Origin of the sequence: Acinetobacter sp. Gutcm_16 (assembly GCF_028649355.1) — a bacterium.
In the GTDB taxonomy this organism is placed as follows: domain Bacteria; phylum Pseudomonadota; class Gammaproteobacteria; order Pseudomonadales; family Moraxellaceae; genus Acinetobacter; species Acinetobacter johnsonii.
The window spans coordinates 1-26,651 of record NZ_JAQSUV010000036.1 but is presented as its reverse complement, the minus strand read 5'-3'; the positions used below and the strand labels follow the sequence as shown (position 1 = coordinate 26,651).

The window sequence follows — 26,651 nt, the reverse complement described above, 5'->3', positions numbered from 1 at the left end:
TAGAGCACTTGGCTACGAACTAAGGGGTCGGGAGTTCGAATCTCTCTGAGCGCACCAACTTGAACAATAAACCGCACATGTTGCGGTTTTTTTGTGTCTGTAAAAAATGAAGTGCTTGACTTGAGAAAGTGGTTCTTCAAGAAAAATTTGATATAAATAAAGCGCTATTCTTGCGTGATTCCCTAGCTATTTTCGTATGCAACGATCAATCTGTTGGTTTATGCAGCGTTTTATACCCGCTATGCTTAATAACTGGGCAGTTGATCGGCTTTTATGAAAATAAGACTTAACAAAAAATAAGATTCACGTATAATTCACCCCATCAAGACGTCGCGCTCATAGCTCAGCTGGATAGAGCACTTGGCTACGAACTAAGGGGTCGGGAGTTCGAATCTCTCTGAGCGCACCAACTTGATAAATATTGAAAAAACCGCACATGTTGCGGTTTTTTTGTGCTTGTACGTTTTGTTCAGTAGAAATTCATAGCAGGGATGAATCTTTTGCCGTAGTTATTCAGTTGTTTCTTACATCTTAGTTTTATGCTGTGGTTCCGATATCGGTATGGCCTCGGCTTAAGTGGATAGCCAGCTAATCTACATCGATCTGCTAAAGTCCTAAAAAAATGACCGATTGTGTTGTAGTATTGAGCACAATATTTTTAGCTATTTGATATGACCCTATGTCAGAGAACAAGCCTGCATTATCGACACGTTATTTCCTCACTTTAGAAGAGTCCCAAGATGGTTTTGCCTTAGCGACCTTTGGTAAAAAGCAAATGACGCGTTTTATCACGCCGTTGATTAGTGTCGGGATTATTGTGTGGGGCTTTATGCTCGGCTTTTCAGGTGTCGGTCGCTACTATGTGGCGTTGGGTATATTTTTCTTAGTTTTACAAATTCTCATGCGCTATTGGTTTCTGCCGATGATGTTTAAGCGCCAATTTGTGAAATATCAGTTTGGTAAAAGTGAGCAAGGCATCGATTTATACCAAGATTATGCGGAAATTTATGCCAATGGTCGCAAGCAAGTGGTCCATTATAATGAAGTGCAAAAGTTTGCCAGTGGCAAGCTAACCTATATGCTTGAGCTGAAAAACCGTACTGTGGTGATTGTACCTAAGCGTGCATTGGCCGATAGTGCGGATCAAGCAAAATTTGAAAATACTTTCAAAAAATAAGCATTTTGCTCCATAACACCATCAAAAAATCAGAGGAAGATCATGAGTACACGTCCATCTAAAATTGTCTGTGTCGGTCGTAGTTATGCAGACCATGCCAAAGAATTAGGGAATGCGATTCCTGATCGTCCGGTTTTGTTTATCAAACCACCGAGCAGTTTGCTCAGTTTAGATGCGGGCATCTCTTGGAATCCTGCATGGGGCAGCTGCCACTATGAGTGTGAACTGGTTTTACGCATTGACCATCGCCTAAGCAAAGCAGCCGATCCAGCTCAAGCTCTGCAAGCAGTGGGAGCTGTGACTTTAGGTTTGGACTTAACCTTACGTGACTTACAAGATGATTTGAAAACCAAAGGCCAGCCTTGGGAACGTGCCAAAGCCTTTGATGGTTCGTGTGTACTGGCAGACTGGGTTGCTGTTTCCGATGTGGTACAGGACTGGGATGATGTGCACTACAGTTTTTATGTCAATGATGAGCTGCGCCAAGCGGGCAACACCGCACACTTAATTTTTGACATAGGCACCTTGCTTGCCGACATTAGCCAAGTCTTCACTTTGGAAGCGGGTGATGTAGTCATGACAGGTACACCTGCTGGGGTGGCTGCACTACAGGCGGGTGAGCAGTTGAAAATGACTCTAAAAGGCAAAAACCAAGACTATTCTTGGAATACCTTTGTTAAAGCTTAATTTACAGGCTTTCAAACCCCATCATTCAAAAAGATCACTTCGGTGATCTTTTTTTTAGCGTTATTGGTGGCTATGGTACAGTTTACGGAACTGATCGGGGGTATATACCATCCAGCGTTTAAACATATTAATAAAGGCCGATGCATTGGCATAGCCCAAATCCAGCGCGATACTTTCGACCTTTTTTCCTTCCGTCAGCATGCTCATGGCTTTCATGACTTTTAAACGCTGTCGCCATTCATTCAAGGACATACCAAGTTCTTTCTGGCTATAGCGTGCCAGTGTGCGTTCAGTCATATTGTGCTGTACTGCCAGTTGCTGCAAAGAACTGTTGTCCGCAGGGTGTAGATGTAAAAAATCTAAAATGCTTTTCAGGGTCGGGTGTTCAGAGTGCGGTAAATAGCTGCTAACCAATTCTGCATGGTGTAATTGGTCAAGCAAGACATAGAGTAAGCGTATATGTTCAGGTGCATCATCTGGCAGGCTATGTTGTCTCAAATGCTTAAATAGTGCCGAGACCAAAGGTGAGCTGAGCATAATACCGGCTTGTTGAGGCAGATGAGTGCATAAGCTTTCATGGATATACAAGGTGCCATGTGAAACATCGGTACGATTTAAGCTGCTATGGGCTACATTGGGTGGAAGCCAAATGCCATAAGGTGGCGGGGTAAGGTAGTCAATCTGGTTGATATTCACCTCCATCACACCATTAAAGGCATATACAAATTCGCCCCATGCATGTCCATGCACAGGATAAACCGACTGCGCGGGGTCTTCGCGAAAGCTGATCCACAATAATTTATCAATATCATCATTGGTCGGTAATTGTTTGAGTGGTGCGCTCTTTTTTTGTTGTCGTTGGGGCATGGCTGAAATTGCCTGAATAAGAAGATCTCTTGTCTGTTTTAAATTATATGTTTTATTTCAGACAAATCTATAGTGAGCTTTGATCTTTTTCAGTGGAGCAGGTCGTGAGTAGTCGTCAAGCGCTGGACAGTAAAGCTTCAGGGATTATGTTTGGGCTGTGTATTTTGTGGGGGTTACAACAAGTGGTGTTAAAGCTTGCTGCCCCCGATATTTCTGCAGTGATGCAAATTGCACTTCGCTCAGGTCTCTCTGCGTTGATGGTTTACCCCATGATCAAGCTGGCAAAGGGCACATCTTTATGGGGGCGAGACTACTTACCCGCAGGAGTTTTAGTCGGGCTTTTATTTGCAGCTGAATTTTTTCTGGTCGCGCAAGCTTTACGTTTTACCTCCGCGGCGCATACCGTGGTTTTGCTGTATACCGCGCCTATTTTTGTAGCATTGGGTTTGCACTGGAAATTACCCTCTGAACGTTTATCGCTCATTCAGTGGTTGGGCATTGCATGTGCATTTTTCGGGATTGTGATTGCATTTTTATTTCGTCCTGCAGTTTCACAAGCGGCTGCAAGTTCTGCACTTTGGGGTGATGTTTTAGCACTCATAGCAGGGGTGTTGTGGGCAGCCACGACCATTGCAGTTCGGCTGACGAAACTAGCAGAGGCACCTGCGACCCAAACTTTATTTTATCAGCTGTTTATCGCATTTTTAGTGTTATTCCCTGTGGCTTTTTTTATGGGACAAGCGACGATTCACTGGTCTGTATTATCCCTTACAAGTTTACTTTTCCATACCGTTGTCGTGTCATTTGCCAGTTATCTGATTTGGTTTTGGCTGTTGAAAAAATATTTGGTCTCACAGTTGGGCGTCTTTTCTTTTTTGACCCCAATCTTTGGTATGTGTTTTGGTGTGGTGTTACTCAATGAACAGCTGGAACTCAACTTTTTGGTGGGAACATGCTTTGTGTTGATGGGTGTGATGGTGGTGAGTTTGCATCACAAAATTAAGCAGTATGCACAGGCATTTAAAATGGCTTTGCAGTAAATACTGAGTTGGCTTGAATCTGCCTTAAATTCAGGGTAAAGGTTGAGCTTAGACTGCTTTGATTCAGCATATAAAAAAACGTGTCTTGGACACGTTTTTTTATATGCAGTTTTAAGATTTATCATCAAAAATTGTAGACAGCGGAATGGCAAGTTTGGCAGCCAAGTAATCATCTGATTCTACTAAGGCTGGCCCAATTTTCTTGATCCAAAGATCGTCATGATGCACCTTGCTTAAGTCGCGACGCTTCGGTAATGGATAGGGAAGCTGACTATAGAAACTCCAAAAATCGACTTGGGATAAATTCCGCACCAGCACGTATTGGTTGTCATCGGTACGTTTAACTAAGTTCTGCTGTTCAAGCATTAATATATAACTCGGCCAACGTCCAATTTCATCTCTTCCTAAAACATCTAAAGCTTCATCATCGGAAACACTGAGTCCGTGTTGTTGCTTTTTATAAAACAGTTCCATCAAGTCGAGCAACATAATCACAGGATGGCGCTTTTGTTCTTTGTGGGCAGTAAATGCGGTGAGCGCGTAGCTGATTTCAACCCCAATCAGGACAATATTCCACGACAAAAAAATCCATAATAAGAAAATAGGAATCGCAGCAAAGGCACCATAAATTACTTCATAACTGGTGAAGTTTGACATGATAAAGCCGAACAAATTTTTCAGGAGTTCAAACACGACAGCACTAAATAAGCCTGCAATCAAAGCGGATTTAATCGGGACACTTCGGTTTGGAATAGTCCAATTCAGGATAAAAAAGCCTAAAACCGTTAGGCAGAAAGAAATCAACCACAGGACAAATGCGCCATTGAGTTCATAGCCTGCAAAATTATTGCTCAAAACATTGAGGGAAGCCATCGTCGACGAAATAACAAAGGCACTACCGAGTAGAATAGGGCCCAAAGAAATAATGGTCCAATAGCGCATAAAGCCAATAATGCCGCCGCGGGTTTCGCGGACTCGCCAAATACGGTTAAAGACTTTTTCAATGCTGGTTAGCATCATGACAGTGGTGACGAATAAAAATAAGATCCCAATAATGGTTAAATTACTGGATTTATCGGTAAACGCATTTAAGGCCTTATCAAAAGCAATCGTGGTTTTCGGTAAAAAATTACTATAGATCAGTTGTTGTAATTGCTGCCGTGCAGGTTCAAGCGCTTTGATTGAGGAAATGATCACCAAAAAAACGGTCAGCATCGGAACGACGGCAAACAGGGTGGTATAGGTTAGTGAACCCGCTTGTTCACGACATCGATCGGCCTCAAAGCGGCGCAGTACAAATAAAACGAACTGAAACCAAGTTTTCTCATAGAAAGGAAGTTTTCTTAAGTACTGTTCTAACATAGGCAAAGTATCTCTTTTGTTTTCTTCATCTTTTCTACATTTTTCACCCTAAGCTTAACCAAAAAATAGGAAAAATACCGTATAGTTTTATTTTTTCTGTCACCGAACTCTATTCATGCAAACCTATGTTTTAGTTTTATATTACAGCAAATACGGCAGTACCCGTGAAATGGCGCATCTGATTGCAAATGGAATTGAAGCCAGTGGTGTTGCAGTTAAAATTCGAACGGTGCCGAATATTGCGGCTGTGGTGAAGGCAGCAGAGCCGAGTATTCCTGTAGAAGGCGATATTTATTGTAGTTTAGCGGATTTGGAGAACTGTGCAGGTTTGGCACTAGGCTCACCAACCCGTTTTGGTAACATGGCCTCTGAAATGAAATATTTCCTCGACCAGACCACCAGTCTATGGCTCAATGGTGCTTTGCATGGCAAGCCTGCTTGTGTGTTTACTTCGTCAGGTTCGATGCATGGTGGCCAAGAAAGTACATTGTTGACCATGCTGCCACCATTGTTTCATCATGGCATGATGATTTTAGGGTTGAATAATGCTATTCCCGCATTGTCACATACGAAGACAGGTGGAACACCGTATGGCGCTAGCCATGTCAGCGGGCCTCGACATGATCAGAGCTTAAGCCAAGATGAAAAAGTGCTGTGCGAAGCTCAAGGTAAGCGTCTTGGGGAAGTTGTGAAGAAATTACAGGCCTAGTCATTGAGACATAAAAAAGCCCATCAATGATGGGCTTTTTGATTATTGAGCTGGCGTCAGCTGCTGTTCTTTGAACTTTGTACCGCACTTAAGACATTTATAGTCAAGAAATACATTTTTATCGACAATCACACCCGCTTTTTTACCAAAACGATGTCCTAAAAAACCACCTGTCACACCAATACTGACCGCACCGACAAAAGTGCCAATGGTACCACCCATAATCACCCCAAGAGGCCCAGCCGCTGCGCCGATGGCAGCGCCAATAGAGGCCCCAGATGCTGCACCACCGACAGTACCAGCAGTTGCGCCTGCCGAACTGAGCAATACACCTCCAATTTTAGTCAGTTGTTGCTCGTGATTGCGTTTTTCAACCTCACTAGAGCCACATTTTGGGCAGAGAATTGTATTTTCCATAGTCTATTGGCCTATTCGGGTGACCAGTGATTGAAGCTGGCAGCCGTTTTACGGTGTGGATGAGACGTTGCGCAGAACAACCGTGTTTTGCGCTTGAATTTGAAAGATCTAAACAACTGAATCTAGAGTAAATCTTAGTTGAACTTGCAGCAATAATATTTATTAAACGTGTAATTTTCTTGAGTACTTTATGCTGTGTTTTTAAATATGGTTTAGTTGGCAAAGTGAATTCGGTTTCGTCCTGCTTGTTTGGCACAGTACAAGGCTTTATCTGCACGTTTAAAGACATCCTCTGCATCTGCATCATATTTACCGACTTCAGCAACCCCTATACTGACCGTGAAACACAGCACTTCTTGTTCATAGTGCACTTCCATCGCTTCAATCGTTGAACAGATGCGTTTAAAGACCTGCATAGCTTCATCACCTAAGCAGGCGGGTAGAATAATCGCAAATTCCTCCCCACCAATACGAGCTAAAAAGTCCTCGTCACGCAGTATGCTACGGATTTGTTTGGCCATCTTTTTCAGCACATGGTCACCTGCTGTATGCCCATAACAGTCATTCAGCTGTTTAAAATGGTCAATATCTAAGATACCTATCGTAAAGGGCACGCGAGTATGGCAGAAGTGCTGCATGGTTTGATTACTTTCTTGCACAAATACTCGACGATTAAAGGTTCCTGTGAGTTCATCTGTAGATGCTAAGACCGCCATTTCTTGCACTTGTAAATGCAGTTTAATGTTTAAAGCTAACCATGTGGCGAGGCTCTGTAAAAGAATCGCTTGTTGGAGGGTGTAGTGATGTTTACGTTGATCTGCCACATTTAAGGTGCCAATACACACGCCATTGTGAATCATGGGCGCATCCATACAGGTGCCCATGCCATGCTCTGAAAGCATTTTACAATCCAGCTCATCCGACTGAGCGAGGTCATCGCAAATGATCAGTTGAGATTGGGCAAAAACTCGTCCGACAAAAGTCTGCCCAATCGGAATTTTAAAATCCATTGGAATCGCATGATTGCCTGAGATCGAATACAGCTTGAGATACTCTTCAGTATCTTGCAGGGTAATACTGGCCCGATCCGCATCAAACACGTGAGAAATCCAGTAAGCAATGGTATCTAAAACAGCTTGCAAGGAGTCTGCTTTACTCAAGTCGTGAATGAAGTCTATGGGGAGTTGAATGGAGTGCGCGCCATCAAAGCCAGATAATTGGCTTGGGGTAAATGATCGTTTAGTTAATTGATTCTTGTTTATCATTCAATTCGGTATCTCTATAAAATAGTATCCAATTTAGTCTTTGTTTGTTTTACTCTTAGAAAGTGGACATTACCTTTTAGATTTGATCATGCTATATAAATCGCATTTCTCCAACTTCAATGTGTAATTAAATTGAAAAAAAACGATATATTTTTACTTTAAATTAAAAATAACCTACAGCGCAAATGTGGCATTTACATGTGGATGACCCGCGGGTCATCTGAGTGACAAAAAAAAGAGCACCTGAAGTGCTCTTTTTTGAAGTTAAAAGCCGTGATTAGTCACGAACAAATTCAACAGTGCCATTTGCCAATGACTTTACGCGTGCCAAAGATTCAACGCGGTAGCCTTTTTCAAGCAAAATGTCACGACCGGGTTGGAATGATTTTTCAATCACAATACCGACGCCAACAACTTCTGCTTTTGCTTGGTGAATTAAGTCAATCAGACCCAATGCCGCTTGACCATTGGCCAAGAAGTCATCAATCACGAGGGCTTTGTCTGCTGAGCTGATGTGCTTATTTGAAATTGCAATCGTGCTTTCGGTTTGCTTGGTAAACGAAAAGACTTTTGAGCGGTAAAGGTCATCTTTTAAGGTTAAAGATTGGTATTTACGCGCAAAAATAACGGGCACGCCCAGTTCTAAACCTGCCATGATTGCAGGTGCGATACCTGATGCTTCAATCGTGATGATTTTAGTGATGCCTGCATCTTTAAAACGAGCAGCAAATTCTTTACCGATTAATTGCATCATAACCGGATCAATTTGGTGGTTTAAGAAAGCATCAACTTTCAGAACTTCATCAGATAGAACGATACCTTCGCTTAAGATTTTCTGTTCTAGTGCGTACACGGGAGAATCCTCTAGGGGCAGGTGCTTTTTCAAGCAAAAGCGTATTTTAGGAAGCACCTGAAAAAATGCAAGTAAAATTCGTCAAAATGACTAATTGCTTGCACCTTTATAACCCGTTAATAGCAATCCATAGGATGTTTTCTTATCCACATGGCTGACTTTGACTGGAAGGTAGTCCAATTTAGGAGCTAACCAGAAAATAGTTTCGCGGCCAGGTTTGTCATGTTTCATGACCACTTTAATGGTGTCAAAGGTGCCATAATCAGTTTTGATTGACTCAGAACCTTGCTTCACAAATTTACGTGCTTCCACTTCTTTGGCATCGGCCAAATAATAAGTCGATTTTAAACCGCCATTTTTGATGTCTTCCCGAAGCTGTAATTCAGCATTCAGTTCATCCAGTACGCCGGCTTTCCAAGCGAAAGAACGCGCTTCTTTGTCTTTCTTGGTATTGATGGTTTTTGCCGCTGGATTGAAGTTAATACTCATGGTGTTGTTATGCACCAAAATTTTACTGCTACGACTAAAACTGCTGGACTGAATTTGTTTACCATTAAAACTAAAGCGACTACTTTCGGTTGCAGAGGCGATACCACCAGCTTTGGCTGCAAAGACATAGTTCCAGTTGTTGCCCGATTTCGATAACGTACGCGTCGCTGAGCCCATGTTTTTGCCATTATAGTTAAATTGATAACTGGCTTGGAATGGACTCATGGCAAAGGTTTGACTTGAGAAACCGACAAAGAGCAAGGTGCTGACACCTGTTGCCATTGCGACTGTTTTCAACATTGATTTAGCCATAAGAAAAAGTTTCCTATTCAGTTGTAGGCACAAATTTTTTGCATAGAAATATTATGCACGTTGATTATGAAGAAAAAATTCGAAACATAGGGCAAACTGTAGTTTTATGTTTCTTTTACCCACCTTAAGTCACATTTTAGTCGCAGCATCCCGAATTATTTTTGTCGAATTGGCGAGACCGTGCTTTCGTCTAGATTAGGTTCAATCAAGTCATCGATCGAGGTTTGCGAAAACTTATTGAACAATGCCGTTAAGTTGACATTACCGATCACCACCAATTCTGCTTCACGCAACACGGCATGATTGACATGGACTTTACCTAAAGTATCGATAATAGAACGATTTTTTCCTAACCAGCGATTCAGATCCAAATGCAGTAGATCATCTTTGACTTTAATCACATTTAGTTTTTCTAAAATCATGCCTAAGGGGTCTTGGTTCAGGACTTTTTGATAAAAGAATAGGGCACAGCGCACACCCATTTTATGAAATACCGTTGGGTATTCAGCATCCAGCACACTGGTGTCACTGATTTGCTCAAATACGATCAACTGTGTTTTTTTATTTAACTCCATTTGTGCCAGTTTCAAATCTACCGAAAGCGTGAGTTTGAGCCCGTTATAGTCGAGCGTGGCATATAAGCGTAACCAATCATCATGTAAGTCGGCATGCAGGTCTTTCAACATTCTCACGTTGTCGGTCACAAAACGTTGAAAAGTGGCATTTAAAAAGACTTGAGACATTGGAAACTCGCGCTCATCCTCAATAAATCCTTCCGCCTTTTGATAAACTTGGCGTAAACGATTTGAAATGTTGGAAATAAGCGTTTGCATAAGAGGCGTCCTAGCTAATCAACGTGTTTGAGCGATCAGATCTCTGGTCGAAATGTTTGAAAAATACTGCTCATGAACCTTGCAGTTTAGCAAAATTAATTGCACCATTTTCATGATTTTATGAAACAGTGAATCTAAAGGGCACAAGGTCTCATTCTACGCAATAAAATGAAGACTGTGTCTATTTTATACTGCGCGCATGCGCTTTGGGGAACAAGACAAATTGTCGGTTTGGTGTGATGCTTAGAAAAATAAATGTAATGCCTTTGGCTCATGATTGGTGGAAAGACCCAATTTTTACAGCGACCGTCGTGCTGGCGGTATTTTTGCATCTCGTGATTTTGACTTTGCAATTTGCGATGCCTCAAGAAAATGATGCGGCAGTGAAAGAAATTGCCGTTACTTTGCGTCCTTCAGATAAAAAAATTGAAAATGCAGATTTTTTAGCGCAAGCCGATCAACAAGGTTCAGGGACCTTTCGTGAGTCACATCGCATGTCAAGTGACATGCCCGCACCGATGCTTGAGCAAAGTACAGGCGAACAGCAGCGTGAAACTTTAGAACAGATCCAACAAAAACGTGAGCTGAATTTTGAAGAAAAGCTGTTAATGACGACTTTAAGTTGGCAAAAACAAGCTGAGGATAACCAGCGCAAAAAAGCCATGGAAGAAATGAACAGTCAGTTTCAAGCCAAAGCAGCAATGGTGGCCAGCCTTGAAGCGCAATATTTACAACGCCAACAAAACTTTAGCCGTCAGCAAAAAATCAAAACAGTCGATGGTATTCAAGCCAAGCAAGATATTTCGGCCGCCTATCTTGAAAAGTTCCGTCAGAAAGTGGAGTTTTATGGCAACCGTTACTACCCAGAAGCAGCTAAACAGCAGCGGCTGGCGGGTGAAGTGCGTTTAATGGTGATTCTAAATGCATCAGGAGGTATCCGCGCTATTCGCCTGATTGATAGTTCAGGTCATGAGATGCTCGATGAGGCTGCAAAAGCCTCGGTGCGCAAGGCTGCACCATTTGGTGGATTTGATGCCAAAATGAAGGATATTTCTGAGTTACGCATTGTGCGTACATGGCGTTTTGATCCAGCAGAGGCAGAGTTTGAAGTGCACTGAACTGTGCACTTCTTTATGCGAAATTATTATAATTAATTTAAATTTAATAAAATTTTAAAAAACAATATGTTATTTATTTGTTTTGGCTTTTAATTATTTTAAGTAATAAAAAACAATAAATTAGGTTTACTTTTTAAAACTTGAATTGATAATAAAAATAATTATCATTTGCAGTGTATTTTTTGTTAAATATTTTTAAGCATTGAGGCATCTTTCTTTATAGCGAAGCGATGGGGTGAGAGTGTGCATGCCTTTAAATATTCGATCCCTGTTATAAGGACATAGTTTTATGTACAACTCTCCAACATTGAATCGCTTCAAAGTTAGCCCACTGATGTTAGCTATGGCAGCAGCAACGGTATTTCTCCCGACGTTGGTATCTGCAGCAGCAATAGACAATGAAAGCACCCAGCTTGAAACCATCACTGTTCAGGCTGAGGAAGAGAATCCAGCCGTAACAGAAGGAACAAAGAGTTATACGGCTAAGAGTGCCAGTACTTCGACCAAATTAAATTTGTCGCTTCGTGAAACACCGCAGTCGGTTAAAGTTTTAACCCGCGAGTATTTAGATGATGCAAATATTAATTCTTTCCAAGATATGCTAAATACTGTCACAGGTTTAGCTGCAAATCGTTGGGATGAGCGTCAATACCCTACTGCTCGTGGTTTTGAGGTGGACTATTACTTATTTGATAGCGTTCCTAGCACAGTTGGTATGGATGCAAGTGATCCGGATCTCACTATGTATGACCGAGTTGAATTGGTGAAAGGTGCCAATGGTTTAATGACAGGGGCCGGAAACCCAGCAATTGCCATTAATATGATCCGAAAACATGCCGATTCAAAAGAGTTAACAGGACGCTTAAGTACATCTTTTGGTTCATGGGACAATTATAGCTCTACTGCTGATATTTCTGCGCCTTTAACTCGTGATGGCGATGTTCGAGGTCGGTTAGTTGTGAAACATGAAAATAAAGATTCATTCATGGATGGATATGAAAAAGAAAATAATGTTCTTTATGGTGTAATTGATGCGGATTTGACAGATAGCACTTATGTATCTGTGGGAGCAAGCTATCAAAACCTTGAGCGTGATGGTGTGAGATGGGGCGGCTTACCAGCTTTCTACAGAGATGGGACAAGAACTAATTTTGATCGATCAAAAATTGTTTCTTCAGATTGGACCTATTGGGACACTGATACGATTTCAGCCTTTGCGACAATGAAACAAAAGTTGTTTAAGGATGTTAATTTAAATATTAATTATTCTTATCGAGAACTAAAGCAAGAAACTGCGCTTTTGTATTTTGGACCAAGCTATGCTAATGGGGGCACGGTTCCTAATACTGGAACAGTCGATAAGGCGACAAATCAAGGTGTTGGTTCATTATCGACATGGTCTGATCGCACCAAAACCACAGAAAATAATATTGATACTTTTATTTCGGCACCGTTTACGTTGGGTGGTTTACAGCAAGAAGTCGTTGCTGGTTTTATGTATAACCAAAGTAAAAATGACACTTGGTATTCGGGTTCGCCAACACTTTCAGGGGCAACCATTGATTTTGATGATATCAATATGCCATTAGCGGGTGATATTTCTAATACAAATCTTTATCAGGTACCTAATAAAACGACACAAACCGGGGCATATTTAGCAGGTAAGTTTACTTTGCTTGAACCCTTAAAGTTGATTACAGGGGTACGCGTGTCAAATTGGAAGTATGAAAGTGAAGATGGTGTAAATAACCGTAAATTTAACAATGAAGTTACGCCTTATGCAGGTTTGGTTTTTGACTTCCTAGATGATTATTCTTGGTATGTGAGTTATACCGAAATCTTCAAACCAGAAGATAAAAGAAATGTAAATGGTGAGTATCTAGATCCACGTAATGGGAATAGCTTAGAGACAGGGCTAAAAGGCGAGTTTTTAGATGGTCAATTGAATGCCAGTTTGGCAGTGTTTAAAACACAGCAAGACAATGTTGCGGAAGCAATTGATAATGTCTTTATTCCTGATGCAAATGGCGATCCAACCAAAGAACAAGCCTATCGTAGTGTTGATGGGGTTGAAAGCAAAGGTATTGAATTTGAACTTGATGGTGAACTTACTAAAAACTGGAATCTGAGTTTTGGTATTACTCACTTTAGTGCAGAGGATGCAGCCGGTAAAAAAGTTGAAACGCTTGCATCACGTACAACGGCAAATCTATTTACCAAATACACATTAGATAAGTGGAGTGTTGGCGGTGGAGTAAACTATAAGAGTGCGTTCTATACTGGTGAAGGAAGCCAAAAAATTACGCAAGATGCATATGCTTTAGCTAACTTGATGGTTGCATATGATATTGATCAAAATATTAAAGCACAATTAAATATCAATAACCTGTTTGATAAAAAGTACTATGAAGGTATAGGCGTAAACAGTATGGTATACGGCGAACCACGTAATGCAACGCTCACTTTCCGCTATCAATTCTAAAAATCTTGAGAAATAAAAAACGGCTTATTAACAGCCGTTTTTTATTAAAATGTGGATAAGTCTCGGCTTATTCACATGCTGTCTTGAGTTGAGTAAGCATGTTCTCATTTTCAGACTTAAATGGCCGTATATTGGTTTTAAGTTGTTATGCTATTTGGGATCGCTTAGTTTATTGGGTTGCGCGGACATAGGCCCCGTCTTGACGTCCACCGATCCAAGTCACAGTTAAATGAGACTCTTCCACATCTAGGTGGCTAGGAAAGATTTCTAAATGCTTGCTATATTTCGGCAGTGCCTTTAAACCAATGCAGTTGCCATTTTTCCACCATGTCCCCTCAGCATATTGATCTAGAGAGCCGACAGCTAAGTACCATTTAAATTTACCGTTGGTCTCTAGTAAAAGCTCGGAACCGACCTCCATAACACCCTGCAAATAATAATGTCCAGCCCACGCCTGAGCAGTTTCTTGAAACTTCACTTCTTGACAGGATGTTTGATTTTTATCATTGCTCTTGGCATAAAGTGGTGTAGTGCAAGATAGGGCGATAATGCAGAGTAGTTTTGAAATTGGTGTATGCATTTTTATAATCTCTTCATCTATTTTTTCATCTTGCATTATTTTTAGCATAAATAAACCCGACACATCGAGATGTATCGGGTGAGTTGTTTCAAATTTAATAATTACTGTTCTAAATAAGGGTTTTCAAAACCGAGTTTAGCCAAAATTTCAATTTCGATACCTTCCATTTCTTCAGCATCTGCTTCTGACGTTTCATGGTCATAGCCCATGAGGTGCAAAGTGCCATGTACCAACATATGAGTGAAATGCGTCAGTGGCGCTTTGTTTTGTTCTTTCGCTTCCAACAGGACCACAGGAATGCAAATGACCAAATCGCCAATGGGAAATGAGTCAAGGATTTGCGCCATTTCATCGGGTAAGTCGCTCGGGAAAGACAATACATTGGTTGATTTATCTTTGCCGCGATATTCCAAATTCAATTTATGACTTTCGTCATGGTCGACACAAGCAATGCCAATTTCACAGTTACTTTGTGTGCCAATATGACGTAAAACAGTTTCTACAACTTTTTTGATATAGCCACGTTTCAAGACCAACTCAGGTGCTTGAAAGTCCTGTTGTAGAGAAAGACTCAGTTTCAAAATAGATCCTTAAATAATGATATCTGTGGGCATTTTAAAATGCCCGCAGACTTTAACTTAATGCTGAGCATCAGCAGCGGCATCATTTTCAGCCACTAAGGCCTCTTGACGCGCTTTGCGTTCAGCACGCGCTTCAGCAGTTAAGCGATGTTGTTCTGCATCCCATCCCTCATAAGCTTCAACAATTTTTTGCACTAATTGGTGACGTACTACATCACGAGAGTGGAAGCGGGTAATGTGAATTTCTTTGATTTTGTCGATGATGCGTAAAGCATGTGCCAGACCGGATTGCTGACCACGCGGTAAGTCGACCTGTGTGATATCGCCTGTAATCACTGCGCGTGAACCAAAGCCTAAGCGTGTGAGGAACATTTTCATTTGTTCAGGTGTGGTGTTTTGCGCTTCATCTAAAATCACGAAAGAGTGGTTTAACGTTCGACCACGCATATAAGCCAGTGGTGCCACTTCAATCACTTGACGTTCAATCAGTTTGGCCACTTTTTCAAAGCCAAGCATTTCATACAAAGCGTCGTAGAGTGGGCGTAAATAGGGATCAATTTTCTGGCTTAAATCACCCGGTAGGAAACCAAGTTTTTCACCTGCTTCAACGGCAGGACGAACCAATAAAATCCGTTGAATTTCATTGCGTTCTAGCATATCGACTGCTGCTGCAACTGCGAGATAGGTTTTACCTGTACCCGCAGGTCCAATACCAAAAGAAATATCACTTTGTAGAATACGCTGCACATAACGCTTTTGGTTGGCACCACGTGGATTGATACGACCTTTACGGGTTTGGAGCCATACTTCATCTAAACCAGTGTGCTCTTGCCCGTCGAGGTCTTCTTGCAATTCACGGTCAGTCTGACTGCCTTGAATCATGAGGTGTAAGGTATCGGCACTGATTTGTGCCGTATTTTCTGCTTCTTCATGCAGGCGATGGAGCAGACCTTCGGCTCTCTCAACTGCATCCATTTCACCATCGACATAAAATGCATCACCTCGATGGGAAATAGTGACATCTAAACGCTGTTCGATTTGTTTCAAATGACCGTTATAAGCACCGAGCATGCTCTTTAAACGTTCTATTGAAACCCCAGGAAAAGTTACTGTACGTCGAATCGCTGCAGTCAAGAGAATTCCTTTAAGTAGTCAGAATCTATTCCCTTACATTACGCCACGTCAGGCTCAAGATTCAAGAGTTCACCATAAACAAAATTCAAAGTTTTAATCTCTGTCACTTCGATTTCGGCGAAACGTCCGACCCATGTTGCATCACCAATAAAACTCACATAACGAGTGTTATCCGCCGTGCCAATCAGTAGGTTTGGATCTTTGTCCGAAACTTTCTCGACCAAAACACGTTGAATGGTGCCGAGCATGGCATCGGTCTTTTCAATACTCGATTGTTTAATCCACTTTTGGACTTTGGATAAACGTTCTTTTTTCACCTCTTCAGAGGTGGTGTCTTCAAGATCAGACGCAGGTGTACCCGGACGTTTTGAATAAACAAAACTGTAGGAATGGTCGAAGTCCATATCTTTGATAAACTGATAAGTTTCTTCAAAGTGCGCATCGGTTTCACCCGGGAAACCAATGATAAAGTCACTGGATAAATGCATATCTGGACGGACTTTGCGTAATTTGGCAATTTTGTCGATATACACATCAATGGTGTGGTTACGCTTCATGGCTTGCAGAACATCGTTTGAGCCACTTTGCACGGGTAAATGCAGATGCGACACCATTTGCGGTAGGTCACGGTAACATTCAATCAAGTCATCATTAAACTCAAGTGGATGTGAGGTGGTATAGCGTAAACGTCCAATCCCCGGAATTTCTGCAACAAGACGTAACAAGTCTGCAAAAGTACAGATATTACCTTCGAACGTTTCACCGCGGTAACCATTGACGTTTTGACCCAACAAAGAAATCTCACGGACACCTTTTTCGGCTAATGTCGCAATTTCTGCTAAAACATCATCCAGCGGGCGAGAAACTTCTTCACCACGGGTATAGGGCACTACACAGAATGAACAATATTTTGAACAACCTTCCATAATTGAAACAAAAGCCTTGTAACCTTCCACACGCGGTTCAGGTAAAAAGTCGAATTTTTCAATGTCAGGGAAAGAAATATCCACCAATTTGATTTTTTCTTTCTTGGGTTTTTCGATTTGATCAAAGTGCTGATCAAGCATTTGTGGCAAACGGTGCAAGGTTTGCGGGCCAAAAATCATGTCGACATAATTGGCGCGTTTTTGAATGTTGTCACCCTCTTGAGAGGCCACACAACCACCGACACCAATAATCAGGTCAGGATTTTTGTCTTTCAGCTTGCGCCAGCGACCCAATTCAGAAAACACTTTTTCTTGGGCTTTTTCACGAATCGAGCAGGTATTCATCAGTAGAATATCGGCTTCTTTCGGATCTTGGGTCAGCACATAACCGTGCGAGTCGCCAAGTAAGTCTGCCATACGGTGACTGTCATACTCATTCATCTGACACCCTTGCGTTTCGATATACAGTTTTTTAACTGATCCATCGATGGCTGGGGTGTGCTGTGGCTGGGTAACAGTGTTTTCTGAGGCAGCTTGGGCACTATTTGGAATGAAGGTTTGAACCGTCATGTAGGCTCCTAAGGGGGATAAATCTAGGTTTTTGTGTCTGATCGGTATCTGTGGCGGCGAAAGCAGAGCTTGGCTGGCGACAAAAAAAGGACGATCAAACACCATGTGAAATCTACGAAAGGCGCATATTTTAGCAGGAAATCTGAATAAACTTATAGCTTTAAATCTGAAGCTAAAAAGATTGATTTGTGAAGTGAAAATGCAGGAAAATTAATATTGTCTAATCATAAGGTTACATAAGAGAACAATAGAGTCTGTTATGAGTTATTAAACTAATGAAAATGATGAGACGAGACTAGGCAATCCAAAGATGACTGAAGGCAAACCCATGTTAAAACGATTACAGAATAAATATTATCAAGTGTTTGCGTTGGGTGTGGCTGCCTTGGGTCTATCTGCAGCGACACATGCCGCAGATGAACAGTTTAATGATGCCTTGCGTGCAGCAAATGCTGGCAATGTTGGTTTATTACAACAATATCAAAGCAGTATGCAGGGTGATGTGCTGGGTTATTACCCTGAATATTGGGTACTTAACAGTAATTTGGCGTTGCAACCTGCGGCGAATATTGTCGGATTTGCACAGCGCTATCCGCAATCTGCCATGGCTGAGAAGTTAGCAGCAGATTACATCGAAGAAAAAGTCAAAATGGCCGACTTTGCTTCCGCGCAGCCGGTATTGGCCTATGTGTCCAATGCAGATCGAGCAGAAAGTTGTGCCATGGCGCAAGTCCGTGCCAAGTCAGGCGACCCTTTGGTTTTTGCCGAATATAAAGATGTTTGGCTTACGACCAATTCACAACCTGAGTCTTGTACAGGGCTGGGGCGCATGATGTTGTCTAGTCCACTGATGACGGAACAAGACAAACAACAACGTTTATGGGCGCAGCTACGTGCAGGGCAGTCAGGTCAAGCGATTGCAACTGCACAAACCATTGGCATGAATCTGTCTTTGGCACAGCTGAATAGCATTCAAGCCGATCCACTGAACTATCTATGGTCCGCGCCGAAAGCATCGGCGGCAGATCAAGCGTATCTAATTTATGCCATTGGCCGTTTAGCCGACAGTGATCTAAATACTGCGCTGGCGTCGGTAAAACGTGCTGCAGAGGGTACACCTGAGTCGGTACAAAAAGCGTTGTACCGTGCCGTGGGGTACATCGGTGGCACAACCGTTATGAAAAACAATTTTAATGTGGAAGTGTTGCAAGCCTTCGATCGGAGCTATGGTTTAGCACTGAGTGAAGAAGAAGCTGAAATCTATGCACGCCAAGCCATTCGTTTCGGCGCATGGGAGAGTGTCATTCGTGCCATTGATGGCATGAGTGTGACGCAAAAACAAGAAGACCGCTGGCAATATTGGTTAGCCCGTGCTTCAGAACAGCGTGGTGATGCAAAGTCAAAAACACTGGCGCGCGAGATCTTCAAAAAATTGTCAGTAGGTGACGATTATCATAACTTATTGGCAAAAGATCGTATTGGTCAACGTTATCAAACGATTCCAGCCAATACCCAACCGAGCAATGCGGATGCGCAGCGTTTGAGTCAAGATATTCACTTTAGCCGCGCTTTTGCACTGCGCAACGTCAATGCGCCAGACAATTATGTCAACCGTGAATGGAATTGGGCTGTTCGACAAGCTTATTTAAAACAAGATGATGGCTTAATTTTGGCTGCGGCCAAACGTGCCACAGAAATGGGATGGTATGACCGCGCGATCTATGCAGCCGATCGAACCGTCAAGCAACATAACTACAGTTATCGTTATGCCATGCCGCATCAAAGCTATGTGGTCAGCCATAGTCGCAATGCAGGCATAGATCCTGCATGGGCGTATGGGTTAATGCGCCAAGAAAGCCGATTTGTTACCCATGCTCGCTCACATGTTGGAGCAGGTGGTTTGATGCAAATCATGCCGGATACGGCAAAACTGGTCGCTAGACAAATGGGTGAAACCTATAATCCTGCTGCACTGAGTGATATGAATACCAATGTTCGTTATGGCACATTCTACTTGTCCATGATTCAAAGCCAATTAAGCAACAGTCCTGTACTTGCCACAGCAGGTTATAACGCAGGGCCAAATCGTGCGCGCCGTTGGCAGCCTGAAAATCAGCCGATTGCGGCGGATCAATACACAGAAAGTATTCCTCTGACTGAAACACGCGATTACGTCAAGCATGTCATGAGTAATGCGACCCATTATGGTGTTCTGCTTGGACAGGGGCCACAGTCGATCACCCAGCGCATGCAAAATATTCCTTTTAGAAGTCAATGATAAAGGCCTAGGCATTTTATGGTTTTGATGTCATCCCAATCAGTCTTAACGCAAAAGCTTCTGCTGTTGATCAGTAGCGGCATTGCTCTGGGATTTTTTGCGACATCAGCCCATGCAACACCGACCGTGTTTGGTTATGTGATGGAAGTTCAAATGACACCCGCCGTGTGTTTGTTCGATAACCAAGGCTCAAAGAAAAGGAAATGTTTGGAAGGCTATTCGCTCAATATCACAGGTTTGTATCCTGAAACTACGACACGAGAGTGCCAAACCAACTCCTCAGCAGTGCTGTCACCACTTCAGGCCAAAGTGGTGGCGAGAGTCATGCCCGATGAACATGCGCGTCGCCAGTTGTGGGCAGAGATTGGGGGGTGTGTGCCGATGAGTGCCAGTCAATATTTTCGTAACGTGATTAATTATGCGGAACGTTTAAAAATTCCCGCAGATTTGACTTCATCTGAAAATAAAACCGCGCAACTTAATACCTTACGAGGGCAGTTTCAGCGTTTGAACCCCGGGCTGCCTGCAAGCGGGTTACGTTTTAGCTGCCGTACTCACCGCCAAACCAATATTTTGACCGAAGTCAAGGTCTGTTATAAACCCAATGGTCAGTACAAAGGCTGTGCAGAGAATATACAAGAAAACTGCCCAAATTCTTTTGCGATCAAGGGTTCTTACTAATCTCTTTCTCTAAATTAATTTATATTTCCTATCATACTTTTGTTGGAATTCATTCTCTTTTACATGCATCTGCCAAAGTATTGGAGTACAATCTTTGCCGTTTATGATTATTAAGATTAGATAGAACAGCTATTTAATCATATAACGTTCCTCAAATGGAGATAAGTACATGAAGCAACCTGTTCGCGTTGCCGTTACTGGCGCTGCTGGTCAAATCGGTTATAGCCTATTATTCCGTATCGCTAGTGGCGAAATGTTAGGTAAAGACCAACCAGTTATTCTGCAATTGTTAGAAGTTCCTTTTGAGAAAGCTCAAGCTGCGCTTAAAGGCGTAATGATGGAATTAGACGACTGTGCTTTCCCATTATTGGCTGGCATGATCGGTACTGATGATCCAAAAGTTGCATTTAAAGATGCTGACTACGCGTTATTGGTTGGTTCACGTCCACGTGGTCCTGGTATGGAACGTGCTGACTTATTGAAAGTGAACGGTGAAATCTTCATCGGTCAAGGTCAAGCACTAAACGAAGTTGCTAGCCGTGACGTTAAAGTACTTGTTGTAGGTAACCCTGCAAATACAAATGCTTACATCGCAATGAAATCTGCTCCAGATCTTCCAGCGAAAAACTTCACAGCAATGTTACGTCTTGACCACAACCGTGCGTTGACTCAAATTGCTCAAAAAGCGGGTGTGGCTGTAGCAGACATCAAAAACATGACTGTTTGGGGTAACCACTCTCCAACGATGTATGCTGACTACCGTTTTGCAACTGTAAACGGCGAAAGCTTAAAAGACAAAATCAACGATGCTGACTGGAACGCGAATGTATTCCTTCCAACTGTTGGTAAACGTGGCGCTGCGATTATCGAAGCGCGTGGTTTGTCTTCAGCTGCTTCAGCTGCGAACGCTGCGATCGACCATATGCGCGATTGGGCTCTTGGCACAAATGGCGAATGGGTAACGATGGGTATTCCTTCTGACGGTTCTTATGGTATTCCTGAAGGCGTAATGTACGGTGTTCCTGTAACTTGCGAAAATGGCGAATACACACGTGTTGAAGGCCTAGAAATCGATGCGTTCAGCCGTGAGCGTATGGACAAAACTCTTCAAGAACTTGAAGAAGAGCGCGCAGCAATTGCTGACATGCTTAAATAATTAAAAACTGATCGGTTCAAGATCTGTTTTGAAAAAGCACTCCATTTGGGGTGCTTTTTTATATGGGGTGTTTATTGAACAAAAAATAACATGCTGTGATGTAGATACAACTGAGCATAGATGGCCAAAGGTTTATTCTAAAAGGGCATGATCAGGGCTTGAGGAGAACAATGATGTTTGACCAACAACCGACTTTAGAACTTTTATTTGAACAATTGGGGCTTGATGCGAGTGCGGAAGCAATCGATCAGTTTATTGAAACACACCAACTTACTTCAGATGTTCCATTGCATAAAGCACCCTTTTGGTCAAAAGCACAGCATGACTTCATTATCAGTAATTGGAAAAAAGATGATGAATGGGCAATGGTGGTCGACCTGTTAAATGAACAATTGCATACAGAACATACGCTTTCAGGTTCGTGTCATTTATAATCACAAATTGAAACAACAAACCTAGTTTTATGACTAGGTTTTTTTAGAAAATACATATAAGTTAATTCAATAATAATTGACAATAGTATTGATAAGGAGGCCGAGATGCTCAGTCAACATAAACCATCCTTAGAGCTTTTATTTTCGCAACTGGGACTCGCCAATAGTGCGGCTGCCATCGAGTTATATATTCGTACGCATCAACTTCCTGCTCATCAATCTTTACACGACGCACCGTTTTGGAATTCCGCACAACGTGCGCTATTAATCAGTCATTTGGTTCAAGATGATGATTGGGCGATTATGGTTGATGAGCTCAATCAACAGCTACACCTCGATGCTTATAAACTTCAAACTGCCTAAATTAATTTTATGTCGCCGCCATTTGAATACTGGAATTGACCCATAAAAAACGCCTGATTTCAGGCGTTTTTTATTTGTAGATTTTAGTGCAATTTACTTTGCATCAGCTTGATAAACCAATCTTCTTGATGAAGGTCAACAAAAGCGGCATGTTCACGCAGTAAAACGAAATCAAACTCGGTGCTTTTCGCATATTTACCAAGCCAGTGTCGTGCCAATGCTGACTCTTTTCGACTGACCGAGGCATAGGCCAAAAACAGGTAAATATCGCCCTGACCATAGCTGGTCAGCGGTTTTAGAATTTGCTGTGTAATCAGTGCAAAGCGATCTTCTTTGGTGATTTCAAAGTACAGCATATAGGCTTTAGCAAGGTGCAAAGACAAATTGAGGTACAAAGACAGAGGCATTTCCTCAAACTCAATTCGGCCTTGCTCAAGTAATACCACCGCTTCTTGTAAAAAGTGGACTTGCTCTTGGCGCAGTTGGCTCAGTGTGACCAACTGTAAGCGCAAATCAGCACGCTCAAGGGCTAATTCAGGGCTATTGCCTTGTAGGTAGAGTTGATCTGTTTCACCAATACGCTGAATAATTTGTTGACTGCTGGCACGCATCGGTTACATCCTCATCAATTGATGTTCAGTATATGAGGATACTTCTTACAATTTAAAGTCTTTTTGCTTGAATCATAGGATTGTACTGTCACTCCGTAACCATCCAGTAATCGATAAACGCTGATGTTTGGCTTCTAAAACCTCATGCAGTAAGTCACTTTGAAACAATGCAATACGATTCGGTTTGGGATGTAGCACATGCCAAATGTCATTTTTATCTTGCAGATGAAGTTCACCGCCCCAATCGTCTTGCCAGTCTTCGTGTAAATAATAAACCGTAGAAATCATGCGGCCATTTTTGCCTTGAGGATTATCACGGTGTAGGGCATAAAACTCGCCAGCGTTATAGCAAGCAAAATGTGCTTCGACGTCTCGAATACCAAGATAAAAGGCACGATTTAGTTCCTGTCCCAAACTATAAAGGGCTTGAACATGGTGATGAGAAATAACGAGCTCGGGATTGAGCCATAAAATGTGATCACTACGGATTTTGCTGATGACACCGTTTTGAATAGCGGCTTCACGAAAGCGGTTTAAGTTCGAAGTACATTCTTCAATGAGTTGATGTACATAGTCATTAGAGTAGGCGTCATCAATGATGGCAAAACCATGTTGATCTAAATCATCTAGGATTTGATCAACATTCCAAGACTTTGGGAGAAGAACTGCTTCCATTACATTAACCTAAAAAAGACAAAGAAAAGCCACGGTTATTCTAGTGTATGAAAGCAATCTGAACGAAACTATTTTTCATGCTAAAATACTCATTGATTTTAGGAATGATAGAAACATGAATTACCGTCACCACTTCCATGCAGGTAACTTTGCAGATGTCATGAAGCATGTCCTTTTGCTTCAGATTTTGACTCGCCTCAATCAAAAAGATAAACCGTATCGTTATATTGATACGCATGGCGGTGCTGGTAAATATGATTTATCGACTTCAGAAGCACAAAAGTCGGGTGAATTCTTAAATGGTATTCACCGTTTAGTAAAACTTGATGACTCGATTAAGCGTAATGCGCCTGAAGGTGTTCAGCAGTATTTAAAAATTGTTGAAAAAATGCGTGAAGGTTCAGGCAAAGGTGCTTATCCGGGTTCGCCATGGTTTGCATTGGAAGGCATGCGCGAAATCGATAAAGCCACTATTTTTGAAATGCAACGTGATGTATTTCAACAGTTATATTACAACGTTCGTGATAAACGCGCAGGCTTACATGAGCGCGATGCGTATGAAGGGTTATTTGGCGTTATTCCACCCAAAGAAAAACGCGGATTAGTGATGATTGATCCACCTTACGAAGTGGAGCGTAAAGATTTCCCTCAATTGGTTGATCTCATAGCGACTGCATATAAAAAATGGCCAACGGGTGTGTTTGCAATTTGGTATCCAATCAAAGATCGCGCCATGATTGATCGTTTTGAAAAGAAAATGATTAAAACGGGGATTCGCCGTCAGTTGATCTGTGAAGTATGTGTTTGGCCAGATGATACCCCAGTAGGCTTAAATGGTTGTGGTCTGTTGGTGATTAACCCACCTTGGAAGTTTTCTGAAGATGCAGATGAAGCACTACAATGGTTATTCCCGCATTTGCGTATGAGTGAAAATGGTGGTCATGCTGCTGTTCGTTGGTTAGTTGGCGAATAAAGATAGACTATAAGAGAAAAGGCTACATTAGGATCGACAGAGAATGACAAATATAAATAAACCTGAAAGCGAATCTTCACCCCGCAGTACGCCTACTTTTGATGGGATTACTTTCGAGGTGGAAGAAGAAGAGCACACACAGGAAGGTCAAAAAGTAAAACGTCGAGGTATTTATTTGTGGCCGAACCTGATTACAACGGCAGCGTTGTTGTCAGGCTTTTATTCCATCATTGCCAGTATGAATGGCAACTTCCAGCAAGCGATTTATGCCATTTTCTTGGCAGCGTTGTTGGATGGCTTGGACGGTCGCGTTGCACGAGCAATTGGTGCACAGAGCGCTTTTGGTGAGCAGTATGATTCTTTATCGGATCTATTGGCGTTCGGCGTTGCACCCGCTATTTTGATGTATAGCTGGAGTTTGGATTCGCTCGGTCGTATAGGTTTGGCATGTTGCTTTGTCTACACCGCCTGTGCTGCGTTCCGTTTAGCACGTTTTAATGTGCAAATCGGTGTGGTCGATAAGCGTTACTTTATTGGTGTAGCTAGTCCACTTGCTGCCATTATTATTATTTCATTGGTTTGGGTCGGACTCGATTTCCCCGAAATTTTTGATATTCGTGAGCGGGGTATTCAAGCCATTAGTGCAGCAGTGATTGTGTCTGTCGGACTCCTCATGATTTCGAATATTAAATATTATTCATTTAAAACGGTAGATCGTAAGCGCGTTCCATTTTTTGTCCTTCCTATCGCGGTCTTTATTTTTGCTGCAATGACTTACAATATTCCTGTCGGTATTTTAGTCATTTCCTTGATTTATGCATTATCTGGCTTTGTTACTACGTTTTTAGCACGACGTCAGCACAGCCCATCATGAGTTAATGATATGTAGAAGGAGTATGATATGTGGTTGTTTCAAGATTTTCTCGATCAGTCTAAACAACTTAATCAGACTCCTTCACGGTCACTCCCTGCTTATCACCCACCCAATAAAAAATATAAAATTATTCATCAAGCTTTAACCATTCCTAATCTTCCTGCACCATTACATTATTTAAATTTTTTGAGCATGATTGGTCAGCCCAATACGCCCATGTTTCGCAATAACAGTGCAATCAGAACTACACCCTTAGATACTGCTACGGTATTGGCCAGCAGCAGTCCACATATGGCAGGGCAGCTGAACCGTTATTCAATTTCTGCGGAATGTTCATTTCAAGAAAAAACATTTAAATTTGCTAACAAAGAACAACTCATGGGAACGTTCCCAAAATTTCAAATTCAAAGAAAAGACACAGAATTGAGTTTTGAAATTGAAATTACAACAACGCCGCTGATTTCACATTTCACCAAATTACGTTTTGGTCTTGCTGAGCATTGGTCGCTATTGTGTCGATGTCAGGGAGAAGTTAAATATAAAGAACAGCGCTATTTCATTGACCAATTAGGGGCTTTTGAATACGCGCGAAGTATCGACTTTAGTTATTTGCCTTTAGCCTTTTTCACGTATCAAGTCATTAATTTGGTGGATCAGCGTCAGTTATTGTTAGAACAAATTCGAGATTCGTTTAATCGAATTGTGCAGTCACGTATCTACATACGTGATTTGCAAAAACAACAAACCCTTATGTTTGATCGGATGGTGCGCTTTCAAGTTCATCGTGTTTATCCTGCTGTGAAAACCCCCAATGGGCAAAAAATGTATTTGCCGCGAGAGTTTGAATGGCATTATCAAGATGAGCATGGACATAACATTCATATTTATGCTCAAAGTCGTGGTGATTTTAAATTTGGTTTAGCTGCGGGTTATGTAGGTAGCTTTAAATATCAACTCAAACTGGATAATTATGAGGAACAGGGCGAAAGTGGTTATTGTGAATATGTGGATTGTCGTGCATTAAAGTGGCAAGAAAAAAAATCGCAAGAAAAAAATCGAAATGAAATTGGAGAAATTGTTCCCTTTTCACTCAAAAAATAAGAAAAAAGCATCATTTTGCTGAATAAATAAACAAGTGGAGGTTTTTTTATAAATAATTGAGGAAAGGGGGGTTGTGTTGGTTTGGAAATACTGTAGAATGCAC

27 protein-coding genes and 1 tRNA gene are annotated in these 26,651 nt (G+C 41.9%); 15 read left to right on the top strand and 13 right to left on the bottom strand.

All coding sequences use genetic code 11. The features are described 5' to 3' along the window. The first annotated feature begins 332 nt into the window (after positions 1–332). The 3 genes from PTT44_RS13665 (at position 333) to PTT44_RS13655 (ending at position 1,864) form a co-directional block, all read left to right on the top strand. Positions 333–409, top strand: a tRNA-Arg gene (locus tag PTT44_RS13665). 270 nt (positions 410–679) lie between these two features. Continuing rightward, positions 680–1,177, top strand: a complete 498-nt coding sequence (locus PTT44_RS13660) for a YcxB family protein (RefSeq protein ID WP_004691260.1) — start codon at positions 680–682, stop codon at positions 1,175–1,177. A 42-nt stretch (positions 1,178–1,219) separates the two neighbouring features. Then, positions 1,220–1,864, top strand: coding sequence for a fumarylacetoacetate hydrolase family protein (locus PTT44_RS13655; protein WP_168158601.1), 645 nt, complete (start codon positions 1,220–1,222; stop codon positions 1,862–1,864). Positions 1,865–1,924: 60 nt separating this feature from the next. On the opposite strand, the gene PTT44_RS13650 is transcribed toward PTT44_RS13655, so the two are convergent. Then, entirely contained in the window at positions 1,925–2,731 is an 807-nt protein-coding gene (locus tag PTT44_RS13650; protein WP_168158600.1) for an AraC family transcriptional regulator, read from the bottom strand. Positions 2,732–2,835: 104 nt separating this feature from the next. Between PTT44_RS13650 and PTT44_RS13645 the strand changes: the two genes are divergently transcribed. Continuing rightward, positions 2,836–3,771: a DMT family transporter gene (locus PTT44_RS13645; protein WP_168158599.1), complete on the top strand. Its 936-nt coding sequence runs from the start codon at positions 2,836–2,838 to the stop codon at positions 3,769–3,771. A gap of 111 nt (positions 3,772–3,882) precedes the next feature. Here the strand turns inward: PTT44_RS13645 and PTT44_RS13640 are convergent, their stop codons facing one another. Beyond that, entirely contained in the window at positions 3,883–5,133 is a 1,251-nt protein-coding gene (locus PTT44_RS13640; protein ID WP_168158598.1) for a YihY family inner membrane protein, read from the bottom strand. Between the two features lie 115 nt (positions 5,134–5,248). Here PTT44_RS13640 and wrbA point away from each other — a divergent pair, with 115 nt between their 5' ends. Beyond that, the gene (wrbA, locus tag PTT44_RS13635) at positions 5,249–5,842 is read left to right on the top strand and encodes an NAD(P)H:quinone oxidoreductase (protein WP_168158597.1); all 594 of its coding nucleotides are present in this window, start codon (positions 5,249–5,251) and stop codon (positions 5,840–5,842) included. 42 nt (positions 5,843–5,884) lie between these two features. On the opposite strand, the gene PTT44_RS13630 is transcribed toward wrbA, so the two are convergent. The 5 genes from PTT44_RS13630 to PTT44_RS13610 all read right to left on the bottom strand — a co-directional run bounded on the left by PTT44_RS13630 (position 5,885) and on the right by PTT44_RS13610 (position 10,011). Further along, positions 5,885–6,259, bottom strand: coding sequence for a hypothetical protein (locus PTT44_RS13630; RefSeq protein WP_168158596.1), 375 nt, complete (start codon positions 6,257–6,259; stop codon positions 5,885–5,887). Between the two features lie 212 nt (positions 6,260–6,471). Continuing rightward, positions 6,472–7,524: a sensor domain-containing diguanylate cyclase gene (locus tag PTT44_RS13625; protein WP_252726117.1), complete on the bottom strand. Its 1,053-nt coding sequence runs from the start codon at positions 7,522–7,524 to the stop codon at positions 6,472–6,474. Positions 7,525–7,801: 277 nt separating this feature from the next. Next, on the bottom strand, positions 7,802–8,377 hold the full coding sequence (locus PTT44_RS13620; protein WP_004691243.1) for a xanthine phosphoribosyltransferase: 576 nt from the start codon (positions 8,375–8,377) through the stop codon (positions 7,802–7,804). A gap of 90 nt (positions 8,378–8,467) precedes the next feature. Next, entirely contained in the window at positions 8,468–9,178 is a 711-nt protein-coding gene (locus PTT44_RS13615) for a DUF3108 domain-containing protein (RefSeq protein WP_078426185.1), read from the bottom strand. A gap of 155 nt (positions 9,179–9,333) precedes the next feature. Continuing rightward, positions 9,334–10,011, bottom strand: coding sequence for a hypothetical protein (locus tag PTT44_RS13610; protein WP_004977854.1), 678 nt, complete (start codon positions 10,009–10,011; stop codon positions 9,334–9,336). 260 nt (positions 10,012–10,271) lie between these two features. On the opposite strand from PTT44_RS13610, the gene PTT44_RS13605 reads away from it, so the two are divergent. Further along, entirely contained in the window at positions 10,272–11,129 is an 858-nt protein-coding gene (locus PTT44_RS13605; protein WP_004691238.1) for an energy transducer TonB, read from the top strand. A gap of 289 nt (positions 11,130–11,418) precedes the next feature. Further along, positions 11,419–13,611 carry a TonB-dependent siderophore receptor gene (locus PTT44_RS13600; protein WP_168158595.1) on the top strand — a complete coding sequence of 731 codons (2,193 nt, stop codon included), beginning with the start codon at positions 11,419–11,421 and terminating at the stop codon, positions 13,609–13,611. Positions 13,612–13,780: 169 nt separating this feature from the next. On the opposite strand, the gene PTT44_RS13595 is transcribed toward PTT44_RS13600, so the two are convergent. The 4 genes from PTT44_RS13595 to miaB form a co-directional block, all read right to left on the bottom strand. After that, complete coding sequence (locus PTT44_RS13595) at positions 13,781–14,191, bottom strand: hypothetical protein (protein ID WP_168158594.1); 411 nt, start codon at positions 14,189–14,191, stop codon at positions 13,781–13,783. 101 nt (positions 14,192–14,292) lie between these two features. Further along, the gene (gene ybeY, locus PTT44_RS13590) at positions 14,293–14,772 is read right to left on the bottom strand and encodes an rRNA maturation RNase YbeY (protein ID WP_004691232.1); all 480 of its coding nucleotides are present in this window, start codon (positions 14,770–14,772) and stop codon (positions 14,293–14,295) included. A gap of 57 nt (positions 14,773–14,829) precedes the next feature. Then, the gene (locus tag PTT44_RS13585; RefSeq protein ID WP_004977846.1) at positions 14,830–15,906 is read right to left on the bottom strand and encodes a PhoH family protein; all 1,077 of its coding nucleotides are present in this window, start codon (positions 15,904–15,906) and stop codon (positions 14,830–14,832) included. A 38-nt stretch (positions 15,907–15,944) separates the two neighbouring features. After that, positions 15,945–17,402: a tRNA (N6-isopentenyl adenosine(37)-C2)-methylthiotransferase MiaB gene (gene miaB / locus PTT44_RS13580; protein ID WP_168158593.1), complete on the bottom strand. Its 1,458-nt coding sequence runs from the start codon at positions 17,400–17,402 to the stop codon at positions 15,945–15,947. 310 nt (positions 17,403–17,712) lie between these two features. Between miaB and PTT44_RS13575 the strand changes: the two genes are divergently transcribed. The 5 genes from PTT44_RS13575 (at position 17,713) to PTT44_RS13555 (ending at position 22,314) form a co-directional block, all read left to right on the top strand. Next, on the top strand, positions 17,713–19,680 hold the full coding sequence (locus PTT44_RS13575) for a lytic transglycosylase domain-containing protein (RefSeq protein ID WP_168158592.1): 1,968 nt from the start codon (positions 17,713–17,715) through the stop codon (positions 19,678–19,680). An 18-nt stretch (positions 19,681–19,698) separates the two neighbouring features. After that, entirely contained in the window at positions 19,699–20,361 is a 663-nt protein-coding gene (locus PTT44_RS13570) for a ribonuclease T2 family protein (protein ID WP_168158591.1), read from the top strand. Positions 20,362–20,530: 169 nt separating this feature from the next. Beyond that, positions 20,531–21,517, top strand: a complete 987-nt coding sequence (locus PTT44_RS13565) for a malate dehydrogenase (RefSeq protein ID WP_004691225.1) — start codon at positions 20,531–20,533, stop codon at positions 21,515–21,517. A gap of 173 nt (positions 21,518–21,690) precedes the next feature. Beyond that, a complete protein-coding gene (locus PTT44_RS13560) occupies positions 21,691–21,951 on the top strand; it encodes a DUF2789 family protein (RefSeq protein WP_004691222.1) in 261 nt (86 codons plus the stop codon). Between the two features lie 105 nt (positions 21,952–22,056). Continuing rightward, entirely contained in the window at positions 22,057–22,314 is a 258-nt protein-coding gene (locus PTT44_RS13555; RefSeq protein ID WP_004691219.1) for a DUF2789 family protein, read from the top strand. Between the two features lie 83 nt (positions 22,315–22,397). Here PTT44_RS13555 and PTT44_RS13550 read toward each other — a convergent pair whose 3' ends face one another. Then, positions 22,398–22,925 carry a hypothetical protein gene (locus PTT44_RS13550; RefSeq protein ID WP_004691217.1) on the bottom strand — a complete coding sequence of 176 codons (528 nt, stop codon included), beginning with the start codon at positions 22,923–22,925 and terminating at the stop codon, positions 22,398–22,400. Between the two features lie 72 nt (positions 22,926–22,997). Further along, positions 22,998–23,600, bottom strand: a complete 603-nt coding sequence (locus tag PTT44_RS13545) for a 2OG-Fe(II) oxygenase (protein ID WP_168158590.1) — start codon at positions 23,598–23,600, stop codon at positions 22,998–23,000. Between the two features lie 115 nt (positions 23,601–23,715). Between PTT44_RS13545 and PTT44_RS13540 the strand changes: the two genes are divergently transcribed. The 3 genes from PTT44_RS13540 to PTT44_RS13530 are packed head-to-tail and all read left to right on the top strand — an operon-like array spanning position 23,716 to position 26,548. Further along, entirely contained in the window at positions 23,716–24,573 is an 858-nt protein-coding gene (locus PTT44_RS13540; protein WP_004691214.1) for a 23S rRNA (adenine(2030)-N(6))-methyltransferase RlmJ, read from the top strand. Between the two features lie 43 nt (positions 24,574–24,616). Further along, positions 24,617–25,447, top strand: coding sequence for a CDP-diacylglycerol--serine O-phosphatidyltransferase (pssA, locus tag PTT44_RS13535; protein ID WP_005401245.1), 831 nt, complete (start codon positions 24,617–24,619; stop codon positions 25,445–25,447). 27 nt (positions 25,448–25,474) lie between these two features. Continuing rightward, positions 25,475–26,548 (top strand): DUF6670 family protein, encoded by a 1,074-nt coding sequence (locus tag PTT44_RS13530; RefSeq protein ID WP_168158589.1) that lies wholly within the window; start codon positions 25,475–25,477, stop codon positions 26,546–26,548. Positions 26,549–26,651 lie beyond the last annotated feature (103 nt).